This window comes from Brevundimonas sp. M20 (assembly GCF_006547065.1).
Classification (GTDB): Bacteria; Pseudomonadota; Alphaproteobacteria; order Caulobacterales; family Caulobacteraceae; genus Brevundimonas.
Window position 1 is genome coordinate 267,755 of the sequence record NZ_CP041243.1, and the last position, 17,776, is coordinate 285,530.

General features: G+C 67.1%; 21 protein-coding genes. 9 read left to right on the top strand and 12 right to left on the bottom strand.

The window, feature by feature from the left end; translation table 11 throughout:
- Positions 1–39 precede the first annotated feature (39 nt).
- The gene (locus tag FKQ52_RS01415) at positions 40–822 is read right to left on the bottom strand and encodes an alpha/beta hydrolase (protein WP_141625524.1); all 783 of its coding nucleotides are present in this window, start codon (positions 820–822) and stop codon (positions 40–42) included.
- A gap of 206 nt (positions 823–1,028) precedes the next feature.
- Complete coding sequence (locus FKQ52_RS01420; RefSeq protein ID WP_141625525.1) at positions 1,029–1,958, bottom strand: LysR family transcriptional regulator; 930 nt, start codon at positions 1,956–1,958, stop codon at positions 1,029–1,031.
- A 114-nt stretch (positions 1,959–2,072) separates the two neighbouring features.
- Between FKQ52_RS01420 and FKQ52_RS01425 the strand changes: the two genes are divergently transcribed.
- Positions 2,073–2,771: a pirin family protein gene (locus tag FKQ52_RS01425; RefSeq protein WP_141625526.1), complete on the top strand. Its 699-nt coding sequence runs from the start codon at positions 2,073–2,075 to the stop codon at positions 2,769–2,771.
- A 127-nt stretch (positions 2,772–2,898) separates the two neighbouring features.
- Here the strand turns inward: FKQ52_RS01425 and FKQ52_RS01430 are convergent, their stop codons facing one another.
- The 6 genes from FKQ52_RS01430 to FKQ52_RS01450 all read right to left on the bottom strand — a co-directional run bounded on the left by FKQ52_RS01430 (position 2,899) and on the right by FKQ52_RS01450 (position 9,169).
- A complete protein-coding gene (locus FKQ52_RS01430; protein WP_141625527.1) occupies positions 2,899–3,600 on the bottom strand; it encodes a glutathione S-transferase N-terminal domain-containing protein in 702 nt (233 codons plus the stop codon).
- An 88-nt stretch (positions 3,601–3,688) separates the two neighbouring features.
- Positions 3,689–4,102 (bottom strand): DUF6491 family protein, encoded by a 414-nt coding sequence (locus tag FKQ52_RS01435; RefSeq protein ID WP_141625528.1) that lies wholly within the window; start codon positions 4,100–4,102, stop codon positions 3,689–3,691.
- A gap of 56 nt (positions 4,103–4,158) precedes the next feature.
- Entirely contained in the window at positions 4,159–5,940 is a 1,782-nt protein-coding gene (mnmD, locus tag FKQ52_RS01440; RefSeq protein WP_141625529.1) for a tRNA (5-methylaminomethyl-2-thiouridine)(34)-methyltransferase MnmD, read from the bottom strand.
- A gap of 49 nt (positions 5,941–5,989) precedes the next feature.
- Positions 5,990–6,292, bottom strand: coding sequence for a hypothetical protein (locus FKQ52_RS16325; protein ID WP_168196757.1), 303 nt, complete (start codon positions 6,290–6,292; stop codon positions 5,990–5,992).
- Between the two features lie 112 nt (positions 6,293–6,404).
- A complete protein-coding gene (gene motA, locus FKQ52_RS01445; RefSeq protein ID WP_141625530.1) occupies positions 6,405–7,271 on the bottom strand; it encodes a flagellar motor stator protein MotA in 867 nt (288 codons plus the stop codon).
- 98 nt (positions 7,272–7,369) lie between these two features.
- Positions 7,370–9,169 carry a long-chain-acyl-CoA synthetase gene (locus tag FKQ52_RS01450; protein WP_141625531.1) on the bottom strand — a complete coding sequence of 600 codons (1,800 nt, stop codon included), beginning with the start codon at positions 9,167–9,169 and terminating at the stop codon, positions 7,370–7,372.
- Between the two features lie 313 nt (positions 9,170–9,482).
- Here FKQ52_RS01450 and FKQ52_RS01455 point away from each other — a divergent pair, with 313 nt between their 5' ends.
- The gene (locus FKQ52_RS01455; protein WP_141625532.1) at positions 9,483–10,025 is read left to right on the top strand and encodes a hypothetical protein; all 543 of its coding nucleotides are present in this window, start codon (positions 9,483–9,485) and stop codon (positions 10,023–10,025) included.
- 50 nt (positions 10,026–10,075) lie between these two features.
- Here FKQ52_RS01455 and FKQ52_RS01460 read toward each other — a convergent pair whose 3' ends face one another.
- Both FKQ52_RS01460 and FKQ52_RS01465 read right to left on the bottom strand, forming a co-directional pair.
- Positions 10,076–11,395: a sorbosone dehydrogenase family protein gene (locus FKQ52_RS01460; RefSeq protein ID WP_141625533.1), complete on the bottom strand. Its 1,320-nt coding sequence runs from the start codon at positions 11,393–11,395 to the stop codon at positions 10,076–10,078.
- Between the two features lie 10 nt (positions 11,396–11,405).
- A complete protein-coding gene (locus FKQ52_RS01465; protein ID WP_141625534.1) occupies positions 11,406–11,954 on the bottom strand; it encodes a lipocalin family protein in 549 nt (182 codons plus the stop codon).
- 106 nt (positions 11,955–12,060) lie between these two features.
- On the opposite strand from FKQ52_RS01465, the gene FKQ52_RS01470 reads away from it, so the two are divergent.
- From FKQ52_RS01470 to FKQ52_RS01480, 3 genes are all read left to right on the top strand, one after another.
- Positions 12,061–12,999: an ABC transporter ATP-binding protein gene (locus FKQ52_RS01470; RefSeq protein WP_141625535.1), complete on the top strand. Its 939-nt coding sequence runs from the start codon at positions 12,061–12,063 to the stop codon at positions 12,997–12,999.
- Positions 12,999–13,766 (top strand): ABC transporter permease, encoded by a 768-nt coding sequence (locus tag FKQ52_RS01475; protein WP_141625536.1) that lies wholly within the window; start codon positions 12,999–13,001, stop codon positions 13,764–13,766. Before FKQ52_RS01470 ends, FKQ52_RS01475 begins: the two co-directional genes overlap by 1 nt.
- A gap of 85 nt (positions 13,767–13,851) precedes the next feature.
- The gene (locus tag FKQ52_RS01480; RefSeq protein ID WP_141625537.1) at positions 13,852–14,865 is read left to right on the top strand and encodes a hypothetical protein; all 1,014 of its coding nucleotides are present in this window, start codon (positions 13,852–13,854) and stop codon (positions 14,863–14,865) included.
- A 12-nt stretch (positions 14,866–14,877) separates the two neighbouring features.
- On the opposite strand, the gene FKQ52_RS01485 is transcribed toward FKQ52_RS01480, so the two are convergent.
- Entirely contained in the window at positions 14,878–15,255 is a 378-nt protein-coding gene (locus tag FKQ52_RS01485) for a hypothetical protein (protein ID WP_141625538.1), read from the bottom strand.
- Positions 15,256–15,368: 113 nt separating this feature from the next.
- Between FKQ52_RS01485 and FKQ52_RS01490 the strand changes: the two genes are divergently transcribed.
- Genes FKQ52_RS01490 through FKQ52_RS01500 form a run of 3 tightly spaced genes read left to right on the top strand, consistent with a single transcriptional unit; the run spans position 15,369 to position 16,860 of the window.
- Positions 15,369–15,710: a helix-turn-helix transcriptional regulator gene (locus FKQ52_RS01490; protein WP_141625539.1), complete on the top strand. Its 342-nt coding sequence runs from the start codon at positions 15,369–15,371 to the stop codon at positions 15,708–15,710.
- A complete protein-coding gene (locus FKQ52_RS01495; RefSeq protein WP_141625540.1) occupies positions 15,710–16,204 on the top strand; it encodes an SRPBCC domain-containing protein in 495 nt (164 codons plus the stop codon). Before FKQ52_RS01490 ends, FKQ52_RS01495 begins: the two co-directional genes overlap by 1 nt.
- On the top strand, positions 16,204–16,860 hold the full coding sequence (locus FKQ52_RS01500; RefSeq protein ID WP_141625541.1) for a glutathione S-transferase family protein: 657 nt from the start codon (positions 16,204–16,206) through the stop codon (positions 16,858–16,860). The genes FKQ52_RS01495 and FKQ52_RS01500 overlap by 1 nt, the downstream gene beginning before the upstream one ends.
- On the opposite strand, the gene FKQ52_RS01505 is transcribed toward FKQ52_RS01500, so the two are convergent.
- Positions 16,857–17,327: a PaaI family thioesterase gene (locus FKQ52_RS01505; RefSeq protein WP_141625542.1), complete on the bottom strand. Its 471-nt coding sequence runs from the start codon at positions 17,325–17,327 to the stop codon at positions 16,857–16,859. The genes FKQ52_RS01500 and FKQ52_RS01505 overlap by 4 nt on opposite strands.
- Before the next feature lie 115 nt (positions 17,328–17,442).
- On the opposite strand from FKQ52_RS01505, the gene FKQ52_RS01510 reads away from it, so the two are divergent.
- Positions 17,443–17,769 (top strand): zf-TFIIB domain-containing protein, encoded by a 327-nt coding sequence (locus tag FKQ52_RS01510; protein WP_141625543.1) that lies wholly within the window; start codon positions 17,443–17,445, stop codon positions 17,767–17,769.
- Positions 17,770–17,776 lie beyond the last annotated feature (7 nt).

A 17,776-nucleotide genomic window follows, 5' to 3' on the forward strand; every position in this document is an offset into this window, starting at 1 on the left:
GAAACGATTGAAACTCAAGCTTTCCGGAAGTGACCGGGTTCAGCGCGCGATCTGATGCTCGACCGCCCAATCCAGGGCGTGGTCGGCGACCGTCTCCCAGCCTGCGTCCATGCAGGTCCAGTGCGAGCGGCCGTCGAACTGTTTGAAGTCGGTCCGGCTGGGGGCCTTGCTCTGCTGCTTGTAGATGCCGCGGACCATGGAGGCATCGGCGATCAGGTCGATCTCGCCGGCGATCAGGAGCAGGGGCGCCCGGTTCGGGTTCTTCCAGCTGATCTTGCCCGAAGCGCCGGTGACGCCGTCCCAGTAGACCTTGCCCGGCGTGGGAACGATGTAGGCGTCATACAGCTCGGTTACCTTGTCGCGCGGCGCGGTCTGGGCGAAGCGCTCGGCGAAGAATTTGCGCGACATCGTCTTCACCTTCTTCCAGCTGAACAGGTCCAGGAAGACCGGCAGGGCCGAGACGATGGCGTGGCCGCCTAGCGGTACGCCCGGTGTCGGGGCGGGATTGATCGCGACCCCGGCGACGCCCAGACCCCGATCCAGCAGGTGCTGAACGCAGACGCCGCCCAGCGAATGGCCGATCAGGATCGGCGCCTCGGGCAGGGCGCGGATCAGCCGCTCATAGTGGTCGAACAGATCGGTCTGGCCGACCTTGGCAAGAGCCTTTTCAGGGAAGTCACGGAGCTCGGCCGGCGTCCGGTCATCGTGGGGCCAGTCGGGGGTGACAACCGTATAGCCCCTGGCCTCATAGCGAGCCTTGAACCCCGCCCAGCTGGCCGAGTTCAGCCATGCGCCGTGGATCAGCATGATGGTCTTGGTCATGGTCGGCCTCAGGCTCGGGCGCGACGGTTCGGCCGCGCGTTCATACGGGATCATCGTCGTGGAAGGCACGGCGAACGCGACGCGAGGACTGGGTCAGGATCGGCTGGTGTGACCGGGAGGCGTCAAAACCAGCGGTGGGCGTATGAAGACACGGATTGATGCTCCGTGGAAGATGTTACCGGTATCATTCGTGATGAACGGTCGGCTCAGTCACGGCCGACCGTGTCTCCCGGCCACAGCGGGGCCGAAAAGCGGGCGGTCAAATAGGTCATCAGGGCGGTGACTCGCGCGGGGCGCGGTCCACCGCCGGGCGCCACCAGATGCAGGTCGATGGGCGGCAGGGTCCAGTCGGTCATGACGGTGACCAGCTTTCCGGCGGCAAGGTCGCGCCAGTAGATGAAGTCCGGCTGTGGCGCGACGCCCAGCCCCGCGCAAAGGGCCGCCGTCAGGGCATCGGCGTTGTTGGCCCGCATTGGTCCCAGCGGACGGACCGTGACCTCATCGCCCTTGCCGTTCACGAACCGCCAGAGCTCGGCGTTGGGCAGGTAGGCGTATCCAAGGCAGGAATGGCGGACGAGGTCGGACGGATGTTCGGGCCATCCGCGTTGGTCCAGATAGTCGGGCGCCGCAACCAGATGGCGTCGGATCGGGCGCAGTTTGCGCGCTGTGAGGGAGGAGTCCGGCAGGGCGGCGATCCGCAGGGCGCAGTCGAAGCCGCCGCCGACCAGATCGGTCACTTCGTCCGACAGATGCAGGTCCACCGAAACGTCGGGATGGGTGGCCAGAAACTCGGGAAGGGCGGGGGCGACGTAGGCCATGCCGAAAGACATGGGGGCGGCGAGGCGCACCAGACCACGGGGCTGGATCGCCTGATCCAGCATTTCGCCCTCCGCTGCTTCGGCCTCGGACAACATGTGGGAAGCGCGCGCGGCGAGGGTCCGTCCGGCGTCTGTCAGTGAGAACCGGCGCGAGGTCCGGTGCAGCAGGGTGGCGCCGAGTCGAAGCTCCAGCCGGGTGACCGCCTTGGACACCGTCGCCTTGGACAGGGCCAGAGCCTCCGCCGCCCGCGAGAAGGACTGGGTCTCCGCGACCTTGGAAAAAATGGCCAGGGCTTCGAGATCCGGCAGTTTCGACATGCACGCTCCGCGAAACGATGTGTTTCAGGGGTTTCTATTTCTGATCCGAAGCCGATCACTATCTTGGCGTCAAGCAATAGCGGCCCCCGATGGCGGGGGCGCGGAGACAAGACCATGATCGAGCTGCGACCGTTCGAAAGCCTGGGTGGCGCAAACCACGGCTGGCTCAATGCGAAGCACCACTTCTCCTTCGCCAACTATTATGATCCCAAGCGGATGAGCTGGGGCGGACTGCGCGTCTGGAATGATGACGAGATCGCCGCCGGCACGGGTTTCCCGCCCCACCCGCACTCGGACATGGAGATCATCACCTACGTCCGCGAAGGCGCGATCACCCACGAGGACAGCCTCGGCAACAAGGGCCGCACCGAAGCGGGCGACGTGCAGGTGATGAGCGCCGGCACGGGTATCCGTCACGCCGAGTACAACGCCGAGCCGGAACTGACCCGGATCTTCCAGATCTGGATCGAGCCGACCCGTCGCGGCGAGAAGCCGTCGTGGGGCTCGCGCCCCTTCCCCAAGGGTGACCGCGCCGGTCAGTTCGTGGTCCTCGCCTCCGGCTTCGAAGGCGACGGCGACGCCCTGCCGATCCGCACGGAAGGCCGTGTGGTCGCCGCGACCCTGAAGGCCGGTGAAACCGCGGAGTATCCGCTGGGCGCGACCCGTCGCGGCTATATGGTTCCGGCGGTCGGCGAGATCGAGGTCAACGGCGTCAAGGCGAAAGCCCGTGACGGGGTGGCCATCGCCGAAGTTGAAACGATCACGGTGACGGCCCTGACCGACGCCGAACTGGTTCTGGTCGACGCGGCGTAAGCCTGCGACCGGAGCGGGCCCGCGGCTCCCTGTCCTCCCCCCGACGCCGCGGGCTCGCGCGTTCTGCCGCGAAATTGAAAGGGGCGGTCCCTGCGGACCGCCCCTTCTTCTTGCCCACCTTCTGAAGTCAGCCTTTCGACGGGATGTTCAGTCCCCGCTGTACCGCAGGACGCGCCAGACCGCGTTCCAGCCACGCCGGGACATTTTTCAGATCATCGAACTTCACCAGTTCGCCGGCCTCGTAGAAGCCGACCAGATTACGGACCCAGCCGATCGTGGCGACATCGGCGATGGAGTAGTCGCCCATGATCCAGTCGCGGCCTTCAAGCCGGTCGTCCAGCACCTTCAGCAGCCGGGTCGCCTCCCCGACGTAGCGTTCCAGCGGACGTTTGTCCTCGTAGGCCTTGCCCGCGAATTTGTGGAAGAAGCCGACCTGCCCGAACATCGGGCCGATGGCGGCCATCTGGAACATCACCCATTGCAGGGTTTCATATCGGCCCGCGGCATCCGACGGGATCAGCTTGCCGGTCTTTTCGGCCAGATAGACGAGGATGGCGCCGGACTCGAACAGGGCCAGCGGCTTCCCGTCCGGACCATCAGGATCAATGATCGCCGGGATTTTGCCGTTGGGGTTCAGCGAAAGGAATTCGGGCCCCCAGGTCTCGTTCTTCGTGATGTCGACCAGATGCGGCTCATACGGCAGGCCGATCTCCTCCAGCATGATGGAGATCTTCACGCCGTTGGGCGTGTTCAGCGAATAAAGCTGCAGCCGGTCAGGATGCGCGGCGGGCCAACGCCGGGTGATCGGGAAGGCGGCGAGGTCGTCCATGAGCGGCTCCGGTCAAGGTTTGATGTCCCCATGTCGGAACGGCGCCGTCGATATGCAACTTCGCCGACCCGTCGCGCCCGGGCCGGCCTCAGGGGGCGTGGGCGGAGGGCAGGGCCGCGATCTCTTCAGCCGTCAGCTTGCGCGTGATGCGAACCCGGCAAACCTCGGTCGGAGAGGTCGAACCGGGCACAACGAGCCGGGCCCAGTCCTCGGTGCAGAGACGCGAACCCCCGATACCGCCGATGTCCGGCAGGATGGCCATTCGGTTGGCGAAGTCCAGATCGCGACAGCCGCCCGCGGCGTTGATCTCATAGACATCGCTGCGGCCGACGCGAAGGAAGACCTGATCCGATCGGCCCTGGCGGAAATTGGTCACCTGCTGAACACTGAAGCATTCACGGGCGCGGGTAGGGGTTCCGGCGGTTTCGGTGCCGGTGGTCGGGGCGCACGCGGCGAGGAAGGCGACGGTGACGCCGACGCAGGTCAGAACAGTTGTACGCATGGGAAGCTCCCTCCTTGACCCCCGTCGAGACATAGCGTCTGCCGTCCCGCCCGGTTTCACAAGCCCTCCGCGCGGGAGAATCGCGACGGCGCGACCCGTCCCGCCAGATCGCGCGCCAGCGGCGACGGCGCCTGGAGCGCCTGCGCCACGACGTGCTCGGCCAACAGGGGGGCGACGCAAAAGCCGCGTGAGCCCAGTCCGCCAAGGACATGGAGGCCGGGTTCCAGTTCCCCGGCGACCGGCAGGCGATCCGGTGTTGTTGCGCGCACGGCTGTGCGGGCGCGCGTGGGGCCGGAGGCCTCAACCCGCCCCGCCAGTTCCGGCAGGCGGGCGGCGAGGGCGGCCAGATTGCGGGCCGAGGCCTCGGCTGACGGTGAAGGATCGGTTACGCCACGGTCGTGGGTGGCGCCGAACAGCAGGCCTGTCCCTGTCGGGGCTGCATAGCCGCCCCAGGCGAGGGGAGCGGAGATGACGCTGTCCGCGACATCCGCCTGTCCAGCGACAGGGGACAGAGGCAGTTGCGGCCGAAGCGCCGCATTGCCCCAGCCCCCGGTCAGCACCACGACGTCGGCGTCGAGGATGGTCGCGCCGGAGGCGTCGGTCAGACGCCAGCGGCTCCCGATGCGTTCGAAGCCTGTGACCGTTGCGGTGCGCCGCTCGACGCCGGCCAGCCAGTTGTCCAGCACCGCGGACGGCCTGACGACCATGGCGTCGCGCATCTCCAGTCCACCAGTCGAGATCGGCTCCCTGGCTTGTCTGGCGCAGGCCTCCGCATCCCGCACGGTCATGGCGTCAGCGGGCCACAAATCCTGCGCCGCGACCTTGAGGTGTCGGCCCGCATCGCGCGAGGCCTGTTCGAGCTGGAGAACGCCGCGAGCCAGCACTGCGTCCGGTGTCGCGCTGTAGAGAGAGCCGGCCCGCTCGAGTGCGGCGGCGTACAGGGCGGCGATTCCGCGGTCCCCGGCGTCGAGACGGGGTGTCACCAGTGAGGCGTCAAAGCCTGACGCCCCGGCGCCGGGGCGGCCGGCTTCGATAATCGTGGGGCGTAGACCGAGGGCGCTGACGGCTCGGGCGACCGAGGCCCCGGCGATCCCGGCCCCGACGATGGCGACCACGGGAGGCTTCGGTTCAATGACGTATCCGCCGAGACGCGCCTCGAGCCTTTCCCGCTTGCGGCCATGGCCGGGTCGCTTGTCGACCGTGAAGCCGCGTTCGCCGAGACCCCGTCTGACCGCGCCCGCGACGGTGAAGGTGGCCACCCGCGCGCCGGGCGCGGATCGGGCGGTGATCAGATCCAGCACATCGTCTGACCACATGCCGGGATTTGTGGAGGGTGCGAAGCCGTCGAGGAACCAGGCGTCCGCCTGCCCCGACCAGTCGCCTATGGCGTCCTTCACTTCGCCGATGGCCAGATCGAGCGTCGCGTCGAAGTCGGGCAGGTCCATCCGGTGCAGGCCGGGCATGGGGGCGGGCCATGCGGCGAGCAGGGCGTCGACGGCGTCGCGGATTTCCGGCCAGTTTCCCAGCGCCCGGGCGGCTTGCTCACGGGACAGGGGGAAGCCTTCGACCGAGAAGATATGCAGCTTTCCACCGGGGGGGCGTTCACGCCGCCAGAGGTCCAGAAGGGCGGCGATGTTCAGCCCGGTCCCAAACCCCAACTCGGCCACGGTGAACCCGCGCCGGTCGCGCCAGGCGACGGGCAGGTCACATCCGGCCAGAAAGACCGCGCGCGTCTCCGCCAGCCCGTCCTCGCGCGAGAAATAGACATCGTCGAAGCGGCCGGATCGCGGCGCGCCGTCGTCGGTCCACAGCAGTCGGGGCGAACGGTCGTCAGTCATCGCCCCCACCTACACCGCGAGGGCGAGGGGCGAAACGACGCGGCGAGGATCAGTGACCGGCGTCTTCGCCGTGAGCCTGGGCCGGCGCGTGGGTGTCGGCGGGAGCGGCCTCGGCGGCCGGGGCGGGCGCGGCGGCGCCTTCCTGCTGGGCGGTCACCGTCGTGGCGGCCTGGTCGGCGGCGAGGCGGGCGTCGGCCGCGGCCTGTTCGTCCGAGACGGTCGCGGCTTCGAGCGAGGCGTCCGAGGCGGCCTGGGCGTCGCTGGAGTGTTCGGGGGCCTCGGTCTCCGCGGCGCCGCAGGCGGCGAGCGTCAGGACGGCGGCGGAAGCGGCGATCAGGGCGACGATACGCATGGGTCGATCCTTCGAAAACGGGTCTGGGCGAGGCCTGTTGCAGCCTCGAGCTAAAGGGAGGTCCGACGGGAGCGCAAGTTAAAAGCCCCCCATGTCCGGAGCGCCGGGCGGTCTACTCGGTCGGCGCGGCCGACAGGGTCTCTTCCATTTCGGCGAACGACGGCTGGGCCGGCGAGGGAATGTCGCCCCGGCCGATCTCGACCGAAATCTGGGCCGCATTGCCGTGCAGGTGGGCGACCAGCACCGACTGGATGATCTTGTAGTAGGCGCCTTCCTCATCGACGATCGACTTCAGCCGCGCCGCGATCGGGCCGACCAGGCCATAGGCCAGGAACACGCCCATGAAGGTGCCGACCAGCGCGCCGCCGATCATGCCGCCCAGAACTTCCGGCGGCTCGGTGATCGAGCCCATGGTCTTGATGACGCCCAGCACGGCCGCGACGATGCCCAGCGCGGGCAGGGCGTCGGCGAGGTTCTGAAGCGCGCTCGGCGCCCCCAGCGCCTCGTGGTGATGCTTCTCGAGCTGCTTCTCCATGGCGTCCTCGATCTGGTGAGGATCTTCCAGGTTCATGGTCATCATCCGCAGGGTGTCGCAGATGAAGTCCGTGGCGAAGTGATCCTTCAGCACCTTGGGGTATTTCTGGAAAATCGTGCTTTCGGACGGCTTCTCGATGTGGCTTTCAAGGGCGATGACGCCCTTGGACTTCATCGTCTTGGTCAGCTGGAACAGAAGGGACAGCAGGTCCTTGTAGTCCTGCTTCTTCCACTTGGGGCCGGCGAACGCCTTGCCCAGACCGCCCAGCGAGGACTTCAGGACAGGCACGCTGTTCGAAATCAGGAAGGCCGCAATGCCGGCGCCGCCGATGGCCATCAGCTCGTGAGGCGCGGCGTGCAGGATCACCTCGAACTTGCCGCCCGAGATAGCGTAGCTGCCGAACACCAGGGCGAACAGCAGCACAATGCCGATAATCTGGAACATGGAAGACGGGGAGCCCCAACGCGCGAGAGGCCCTGATCTTCGACGTTAATGATTAACCGGCGATTGCCGAAAGGCTCCGCAATTGTGCGAAGCCGGGATCAGAGGCGGGTTTCGCCGCTCAGGATCCCTGCGCGGGCCGCCTCGGTCAGTTTCGTGTAGCCGCTCTTGCCGCCGCGAACGTACAGGGCGCCGTCGACCTTTTCCGGGTCGAAGCCGTCGGCGACCAGATCGACCTTGCGATACTTGAAGGTGCCGGTGGTCTCGGCCTCCTTGATAAGGCGGACAAACGCGGGCCGGGCGTAGGAGGGCAGTTCCTGATCGACCCATTCGGCGAAGGTTTTTGCCGAGAAGCGGCCGTCGATCACCAGCGCGACCATGCCCGCCTTGCCTTCCTGACCCGGGACGGGAACGCCGTAGGCGATGACCTCCTTGACGCCCGGCGCATCGGCGAGGCGTTGCTCGACCTCGGCGGTCGAGACGTTCTCGCCCTTCCAGCGATAGGTGTCGCCGATCCGGTCGATGAAATAGATGTAGCCGTCCGAGTCCTGCTTCATCAGATCGCCGGTGCGGAACCAGCGGTCGCCTCGCACGAAGACGTCGCGCAGGATCTTCTTCTCGGATGCGGCCTTGTCGGCATAGCCGGAGAATGCGTGGCGGGTGTCGTCGCCGATCATGCCGATGGCTTCCCCGACCTCGCCCGGTTTGGCCAGCTGGCACAGGCCGTCAGCGCCCCGCACCGGCAGCTCGGTGTCGATATCGAAGCGGACCAGCTTGCAGTTGATCTGTTTCTTGAGGAAGCCCGGGATGCGACCGATGGCCCCCGCCTTGCCGTCGAAATTGAACAGCGAGACGTTGCCCTCGGTCGAGCCGTAGAATTCCATGATGTTCGGGACGGCGAACCGCTTCTGGAAGTCTTCCCAGACGTCGGGACGAAGCCCGTTGCCGAAGGCGAGGCGCAGCTTGTGGCTCCGCTCGTCCGGCGCTTCCGGGCAGTTCACCAGATAGCGGCACAGCTCGCCGATATAGACAAACAGGGTCGCACCCGAGGCCTTCACGTCCGGCCAGAAGCTGGAGGCGGAGAAGCGCTTGCGCAGCACCAGCCTGCCGCCGTTCAGCAGCGCCGGGCCGATGCCGACCAGGCCGCCGGTCGAGTGGTAAAGCGGCAGGACGTTGAAGGTCACATCCTTGTCCGTGCCCGCCGTGGCGCCGGCGAAGGCCCGCATGTAGGTGCGGGCGCGGGCATGGGTGATCTTGGCCGCCTTGGGCAGGCCGGTGGTGCCCGAGGTGAAGATGTACAGGGCGGTGTCACGGTTGGTCAGGCCCGAGCGGATCGAACGCGCCGGCCGGACCGACGATCCGCCGCGCACCGGCTTGTCGAGGCCGCGACGTTCATCCGCCTCATCCTCGTCGGCCAGACCCAGAACCCAGAGCATCAGATTGCGATCAACCAGAGAACGGGCGTCCTCGACCTTGCGCCAGCAATCCTCGTCCGTGACCACCTGCGACGCATTGGAGATGGTCAGGCAGTGGGCGAGGGCGTGGCCCGTCAGGTTGGTGTTGATCAGCGCCGTGCCGACCCCGACCTTGGCGAAGCCCATCCAGGCGGCGATGTACTCAGCCCGGTTCTGCATCACCAGGGCGACAGTGTCTCCGCGCTTGAGGCGACGGCTGACGGCCCAGTGCCCGAAGCGATTCGCCATGGCGTCGAGCTCGCGGTAGCTGATGCTGCGACGGTCATCCTGGATCGCGATGTGATCGGCGAACTTGTCGACGGCCTCTTCCCAGTCGTCACAGACGAGATCGGGGCTGTCCATGGTGATCGGCTTGATGCGTCCGAGCAGGAGTCGCAGGCCCTTCACGAACCGCATGTCGCGCCGGATGTTCGCTACCAGACCCATAGTCACGTCCACTCGTCAGAAGCCCCCTCCGGTGATGAACAAGCGGGCCTCCCGGGTCAACCGGTGGGGGAATCGCCGAGGCGTTTTTGATGGTTTGCGAACGGTTTGCGCGCCGATTGCCGCCGGGCGTGGCGCCGATGCGGCGGTGACGTAGGTCACTTCATCGCCTTTATTGCGGAGCTTTGCGGCGCGGACGGGATGAGTCGCTGCCCCAACTGTGGCGGGAACAGTGTTTCTTCGGGACATTCCGCCTCCTCGCGGAACCGCGATCTTCCTGGTGAGGTTTGGACCCCACGCTAAAGGAGGACCAGAGATGTCTGTGACCTATACCGACGACCGCAACGAAGCCCTGCGTGAGGAGACCTTCGTTCCCGTTTATGCTCGAACCCGTTCAAGCCGGACGCGCAAAAAGGGCGTCCGGACCTGGATGATCCTCGCGCCGGTGGGTTTGCTGGTGATCGGCGGCGCGGCCGCTGCGACGATGACGATGAACAGTGGCGACGCGACACCTCCGCTGGCCGAGCCGACGGCCACCGCTCCGGTGGTGTCACAGGCGCCGATGCCGATGACCGCTCCGACGGCCGAGGCGATGACGCCCACGGCGCCTGTCGAAGCCGCGCCGGCTCCGGTCGAGCGCGAAGCGGCGCCGGCCCCGGCTCGCCGTGAAGCGCCGGCTCGCCGCGCCGCGCCGCGGGCTGAGGCGGCCACTTCGGCTCCCGCGCCCGCTCCCAGCGTCCCGGTCCAGTCGTCGCCATCGACCACGACCCTGAACACAGCGCCGGCCCAGACCAACCCGGCTCCGGTCACGGTCCCGACGCCGCCGCCCCCGGTGATCACCGTTGAACCGCTGAACTGATCCGGCACAACGAGAAAAGCCCCGGCGATCCGCCGGGGCTTTTTGCCGGATCAGGCCGCGGGAGAGACCCGCCAGATGACATTGCCGACGTCATCGGCGACCAGCAGGCCGCCAAGGGCGTCGAACTGAACCCCAACCGGACGGCCCATTGCCTGACCGTCCTCGTTCAGGAAGCCGGTGAGGACGTCCTGCGGCGGGCCGTTCGGCGCACCGTTCGCGAAGGGCACGAAGATCACCTTGTAGCCGTTGCGCGGGATGCGGTTCCACGATCCATGCTGCCCGACAAAGGCGCCGCCACGATACCGGGCGGGGAACAGACTTCCTTCGCCGAAGGTCAGGCCCAGCGAAGCGGTGTGGGCGCCCAGCGCGTAGTCCGGCCGGACGGCGCGGGCGACGAGGGCGGGATCCTGCGGCTTCACCCGCTCGTCGACCGTCTGGCCGTAATAGCTGTACGGCCAGCCGTAGAAGGCGCCGGGCGTGACCGAAGTCATGTAGTCGGGGACCAGATCGTTCCCCAGTTCATCCCGCTCGTTGACCGCCACCCACAGCTTGCCGCTGTCCGGCTGCCAGGCCATGCCGACCGGATTGCGCAGGCCCGACGCATAGATGCGACGCGCGCCGGTGGCGGGATTGATTTCGAGAATGGCCGCGCGCTCGACCTCCTCGTCCATGCCGTTCTCGCCGATGTTCGAATTGGACCCGACGCCGACATACAGCCGCGAGCCGTCGGCGCTTGCGACGAGGCTCTTGGTCCAGTGATGGTTACGTCCGGCGGGCAGGTCCGCGATCTTGCGCGGGGGGGCGGCGATCCGCGTCTCGCCGGCCCGATAGGGGAAGGCGACGACGGCGTCGGCGTTGGCGACGTAGAGGGTGTCCCCGACCAGAGTCATGCCGAAGGGCGACATCAGGTTTTCGAGAAAGGCGGTCCGGGTCTCCGCCACCCCGTCGCCATTCGCGTCACGCAGCAGGGTGATGCGGTCGGCGCTGGCGGCGCGGGCGCCTGCACGGCGCATTATCAGGCCCTGCGCCCACGCCCGGAAGCCGCCGCCAGCGCCGTCATCCAGTCCCTCGGGCTTGGGCGGGGCGTTGCTTTCGGCGACCAGAATGTCGCCGTTGGGCAGCCGGTATAGCCAGCGGGGATGGTCCAGCCCGACTGCGAAGGCCTGCACGCGGAAGCCTGCGGCGGGAACGGGCATGCGCCCCTCGGGCCAACGGGTCGCCTCGGCGATGTTGACCGTCGGCAGCAGGGTCGTGCGGGGCGCCGGCAGCGTAGGGTTCGGGCCGAAGCCAACGGAGGGATCGAGCTTCGATTCCGTGCTGCACCCGACAAGGGTCAATACGGCGACGGCAGCGAGGGCGGCTATGCGCATGCGGTCTCTTTCACCTGGGGGGCAGGGCGGGAAACTCCAGACGGCTGACATCATAGCCCAGCGCGCGGGCGCGGCCAGTCAGCTGTTCGATCTGCGCCTGGGTCGGAACCTCGCGGGTGAAAATGAACAGCCGTTCGAAGGTCGGATCAGCCGAGATGAACCAGCTGTAGGCGTCGTCATGGTCCAGCACCCAGTAATCCCAGGTCACAAATCCGCCGAGGTAACGGACCCGAAGCTTGGTGTTGGTGCCGGGATCGAGGATCTCACCGCGTCCGCCGAGGGCTTTCTCGCGACCGCCCGGTTGGCCCTGCTCGCAGGTGTCACGGACGTCCACCCGGGTCGGCGATACGAGCACATAGTTCGACGCGCCTGCGACACAGCCGTCGGTCAGACGGTCGGGCAGCCGCGCGACCTCGATCCACCGACCGGACCAAAGGCGTTCGGCATCGACGGGTTTGAGCGGCTGGGGCGCCCGATATTCCGAGGGAGAGGGGGCGGTCACACAGGCCGAGAGGCCGGTGGTCAGCAGCAGGGTGACGGCAAGTGAACGCAAGGTCATGATGGTCTCCGCGCGATTTCAACACCGCTGATACGCCGCTGTTCCCGGATTGGACTTGTGGGGCGGCGCCGTCGCGCATATCTGCGGCGCCCACGGGAGAGGGCGTATGCAGCCGGCCATCGTTATTGAAGGTCTGACAAAGACCTATAAGTCGGGCGTGCAAGCGCTCAAACCGGTCGATCTGACCATCGGCAAGGGTGAGATCTTCGCCCTGCTGGGGCCGAACGGCGCGGGCAAGACCACGCTGATCTCGATCATCTGCGGGATCGTCAACGGCTCGACCGGCCGGGTGCTGGCCGACGGTCACGACATCCGCAAGGACTACCGGAAGGCCCGGACGGTCATCGGACTGGTGCCCCAGGAACTGACCACCGATGCCTTCGAGACCGTGCGGGCGACGGTGACCTTCAGCCGCGGCCTGTTCGGCAAGGCGCCGAACCCGGCCTACATCGAACAGATCCTTCGCGACCTCAGTCTCTGGGACAAGAAGGACGCCAAGATCATGACCCTGTCCGGCGGCATGAAGCGCCGGGTCATGATCGCCAAGGCCCTGAGCCACGAACCCGATATCCTGTTCCTCGATGAGCCGACCGCCGGCGTGGATGTTGAGCTGCGCAAGGACATGTGGGCCATGGTTCGCAAGCTGCGCGAGCGCGGCGTGACGATCATCCTGACCACCCACTACATCGAGGAAGCCGAGGAGATGGCTGATCGCGTGGGGGTGATCCTGAAGGGGCAACTGATCCTCGTGGAGGAAAAGACCGCCCTGATGAAGAAGCTGGGCAAGAAGACCCTGACCCTGCAACTGCAGGAGCCGGTGACGACGCTGCCCGCCGAACTGGCTGACTGGAAGGTCGAGCTGAAGAATGACGGCGCGGAGCTGGAATACGTCTTCGACGCCAATGCCGAGGACACCGGCGTGCCGGGCCTGCTGCGGCGGCTTGAGGCGATCGGGGTCGGCTTCAAGGACCTGTCCACCCGCCAGAGCTCGCTTGAGGACATCTTCGTGGGTCTTGTGCACCAGTCAAAGGCGGAGGCGGCGTGATGGCGTTCAACGGTTATGGCGTCTGGGCCATCTATCGTTTCGAGATGGCGCGCGCCCTGCGCACCTTCTGGCAGTCGATCATCACGCCGGTGGTGACGACAGCACTCTATTTCGTGGTCTTCGGCACAGCCATTGGCGGCCGGATCGAACAGGTCTTCGGCGTGCCGTACGGGGCGTTCATCGTTCCGGGCCTGATCATGCTGAGCCTGTTCACCAACTCGATCTTCAACGGGTCATTCGGCATCTACTTCCCGAAGTTCACGGGCACGATCTACGAGCTGCTTTCGGCGCCGGTTTCGCCGTTCGAGACCGTGCTCGGCTATGTCGGGGCGGCGGCGACCAAATCCTTCATTCTGGGGCTGGTCATTCTGGCGACGGCGGCCTTCTTCGTACCTTTGCAGATCCTGCACCCGGTGGCGATGCTGGCCTTCCTGATCCTGATCTCGGCGACTTTCAGCCTGTTCGGTTTCATCATCGGTATCTGGGCCCAGAGCTTCGAGCAGCTGAACTTCATCCCGATGCTGATCGTGACGCCCCTGACCTTCCTCGGCGGCGCCTTCTATCCGACCATCTGGCTGCCGGACGGCTGGCGGCTGGTCAGCCTGTTCAATCCGGTTGTCTATCTGATCTCGGGTTTCCGCTGGGCCTTCTTCGGCGTGGGCGATGTTTCGCTGGCTGTCAGTCTGGGCGCGACGCTGGGCTTCTTCTTCGTTTGTCTGGGCGTGGTCTTCTGGATGTTCCGCACCGGCTATCGCCTGAAGAACTGACCGGTCACGAAACCGGCCAGATCGGCCGCCACTTTCTGCGCGCGTAAGCGTTTGAAGGCGCGTCGGCCACGGCGCGGGAGGCGGTATGACGGACAACAAGACCCCCGAAGCGAACGGTGCCCCGATCAACGGACAGGCCCGGCCCGAGCCCTACCGGCGCGCCGTGACCTGGGGTCGTCCGCCCGAGACGGTTTTCCGTGCAGGGCCGCTTCCGTCCGGCGGCGTATCCCTCGCGCAGCCGCCGGCGTCGGCGCCGCGACCAGTTGTGACGCCCCCCGCCGCCCAACCGGTCGCCCCGCACCGCCCCTCGGCCATTCTGAGCGGCTCCCTGATCCCGCGCGCTGCGCCGCAAGGGGCCGCTCCCCAGGCCCGGCCGGCGCCCGCGACGCCGGTCGATCCCGATGCGCCGCGCTTCGTCGTGCCGGATGCGCCGCTGGTTCCGGCCGAGCCGGACCTGACGGTCAGGCCCCTGCCGGAGCCCGAGCCGCTTCCGGAGCCGGTAGTTGAGACGCCTCCCCCCGTTCACACGGCTTCGGCCGCGGAGCCTGTCGTCGCGGCTGTGCCGGATGCCGCCGCGCCACGGCACGAGCCCAAGGCGCTTTCGCGAGCGCGACCGGGTGGACGCGCGCCGCTGTTTGCAGGCGCAGCTATCGCGATCCTTGCCGTCGCCGCCGCCGGTTGGTGGCTCCTTGGGCGGTCGCCGGAGGCCGCCGCTCCGGCTGGGGCTCCTGTCATCAATGCGCCTGCCGAAAGTCCGGTCGAGGCGTCGGCGGTTCCGGATGCTCCGGCTGTGGCGCAGACCGTTGAGCAACCGACGTCTGCAGCTGAAACGCCTTCGCCTGTGACGCCCGCCCCCGTCGCGCCGACTGTCGCTCCGGCTCCCGCCTCTCGCGCGGCCGCGCCAGCCGTGACCACGCCTGCACCGACGCCGATGCGTCCGACGCCCGTTCCGGTTGAGCCGACGCCCGCGCCGCCTGCTGTGGTGGTGACCGCTCCGCCTATCGAGCAGGCGCCGGCCAGTCCGCCTCCGACCGCCGCCGAGCGGCCGTCGAGCGATCCGGACGCGCCGATCACGACGCGCCCACAGAGACTCGACTGATCCGGCTGGGCCTCAGCGCAGGGTGATGTAGCCGCGTTCCACCATCCGACGCAGGCCTTCATAGACCTCGGCCAGTTCTTCATAGGCGATCCGCGCCGCGGTCAGGCGCGCCACCTGGTCCGCCGTGGCCGGGGCTCCGGATTCGGACTGGCGCAGTCCCTCTGACACCCACTTGCCCCGGGCGGTGGCGGTCATGACCGCCAGTCTCTGGAAGGTCGCGGGGTCCAGCGCGGGGACCATCTGGCCCAGCACTTCGCGGTTGGCGATGAAGGCCGAGTAGTCGATCTGCTCCAGCAGGCCGCGCAGGCGGCGCTGTTCCTGCGGATCGATGTCCTGCGGCTCGAAATGGTCTCTTTGCCGACGATAGCTGCCGGTCTGCATGGTCGACATCGCGCTTCTCCCAACACGATCGGGTCTGAAGCCTGCGCTGCGTCGATTAACGGGGCGTTGCACTGATGGCGGGAGACGCTTGCCATCGCCGCTTCGGGGGGATACTTAAGTACATGCTTCAGTATCAGGAACCGCTTGATCTCGCCTTCCAGGCTCTGTCGGATCCGACCCGCAGGCGGATGGTCGAGCGGCTGTCGGCGGGGCCGGTGTCGGTCAGCGCCTTGGCCGATCCCCTTCCGATGTCGTTGTCGGCCGTGATGCAGCATCTGAAAATCCTTGAGGCGGCGGGGCTCGTTCGCTCCGAAAAGGTCGGACGTGTCCGCACCTGCCGGGTCGAGCCCGATGCGCTGACCGCCGCCGAACGCTGGCTGAACGCCCGGCGCCAGTCCGTCGAGCGCAGCCTCGACGGGCTGGGCGTCTTTCTGGACGAGACCAAACCCGAGGAGGACTTGTGATGACCGCTGAAACCCCGAGTGTCGCCCATGGAACTTTCGTCCTGAAGCGCCGCTATGACGCCGCCGCTGAGCGGGTGTTCCGTGCCTGGGCCGATCCGATCTCCTTCCGCCGCTGGTTTGTCGAGGCGCCGGGCGCGACGGTTCATGAGTGGCGGCATGACTTCCGCGTGGGCGGGAAGGGTGGCGGTCGCTATCGTTTCGGAGGACCCCAGAATGTTGATGGCTTCAACGACACCCTCTTTCTGGACATCGTGGAGAACCGTCGGATCATCCTCAGCTACGTCATGGGCACGGAGGTCGGCGGTGAACGGACGAGGTCTTCGGCCTCGCAGGCGACCATCGAACTGGTTGCGGACGGCGCGGGCGTGCTGCTGACCTACACCGAGCAAGGCGCCTATTTCGGAGAGGACGGAGCCGCCCACATCCCGCTTCGCGAGGAGGGGTGTGCGCAGATGCTGGAAAACCTCGCCCGATTTCTGGAGGGCGTCGCCTGATGTCCCTGATCCTGTGGTCTCACCCTTATTCCGGCTACGGCCAGAAGACGGCCGTCGCCCTGTATGAGCTGGGCCTTCCGTTCGAACTGAAGCTGGTCGACGGCTCGCCGGAGGTCATGGACGGTTTCCTCGCCGTCTCCCCTTTCGCCAAGATGCCGACCCTGATCGACACGGCGGCGGGCCGGACGGTGATCGAGTCCAGCATCGTGATCGAGTATCTCGACCGGCTGGCGGGCGCAGGGCGGTTGATCCCGGATGACCCCGAAGCGGCGCTCGAGGCGCGCTTCATCGACCGGGTCCTGGACACCTACGTCGGCGGCAACATGAACCGGATCGTGTTCAATCGTCTGGGCCGGGCGGGCGCGCCGAACGAGACGGCGATGGCGCAGGACGCGAAGGAGCTTGAGACCGCCTGGGACATGCTGGAGACCAGGCTGGCCGATGGCCGCACCTGGGGCGCGGGCGAGAGCTTCACCCTGGCCGACTGCGCGGCGGCGCCCCTGATGACCTATGCGCGACGGCTGGTTCCGTTCGGCGACAGGCCACGGATCAGAGCCTGGCACGCGCGGTTGATGGCGCGGCCGTCCTTCTTGCGGGCGCTGGAGGACGCCGCTCCGTTCGGTGACCTGATGCCGGCGCCTCCGCCGGAAGATTAAGGCCGGGGCTGAAGGACCATCAGAGTCGACTGGCCGTGAGCCAGAAGACGACCTTCGCTGTCCTTGATCGTCGCCTCGGCGGTAATGATCTGACGTCCGACGTTGATGACCCGGCCCTCGCAGACGACCTTGCCGGTCTGGACCGTGATCGGTCGGGTGAAGTTGGTCTGGGTCGAGATCGAGGTATAGCCCACGCCCGCAGGCAGGGTGGAGTGGGCCGCGCAGCCGGTGGCGCTGTCGATCAGCGTCAGGGCCCAGCCGCCGTGCACCATGCCCTGCGGGTTCAGGATGTGCGGCCCGGTGTGTCCTTCAAAGATCGCGATACCTTCGCTGACCTCAGTCAGCGCGAAGGACATGGTTTCCCCGATGGTCGCGGGCGGTATGCGACCGTCGAGAACGGCTTGCAACAGTTCGATGCCGGGCATGCGGCCCATGGCCTCGGCGGTTGATTTGGGGAGGTCGGTCATGGCCTGACTGTGGGGAGTGTCGCCGGGCCCCGCAAGCACGCGGCGGATCGCCGCGCGGGGGTTACCGCAACGGCGCCCGGCACGTAGCTGTTGATGGAAACGCGAGGAGACCTGCATGCCGCTTCTGATGTGCCCCAATGACAACGCCGCGATGCAGACGCTGGAGCGCGGCGGCGTCCAATTCGACATGTGCCCGACCTGCCGGGGCGTCTGGCTGGACCGCGGCGAGCTTGAAAAACTGATGGAGTCCGCCACCGCCGAAGGCCGCGCCTCCGCCCCGCAGGTCGCGCCTGCTCCGGCGCCTCAGCCCCAGTACCCGCCGCAACAGGCCCAGCAGCCATGGGGCGGTCAGCCCGGCTATCGCGACGACCGCTACCGTCGGGACGACGAGTACCGGTACAAAAAGAAGAAGCGTGACAGTATCTTCGACATCTTCGACTGAGGCCGCT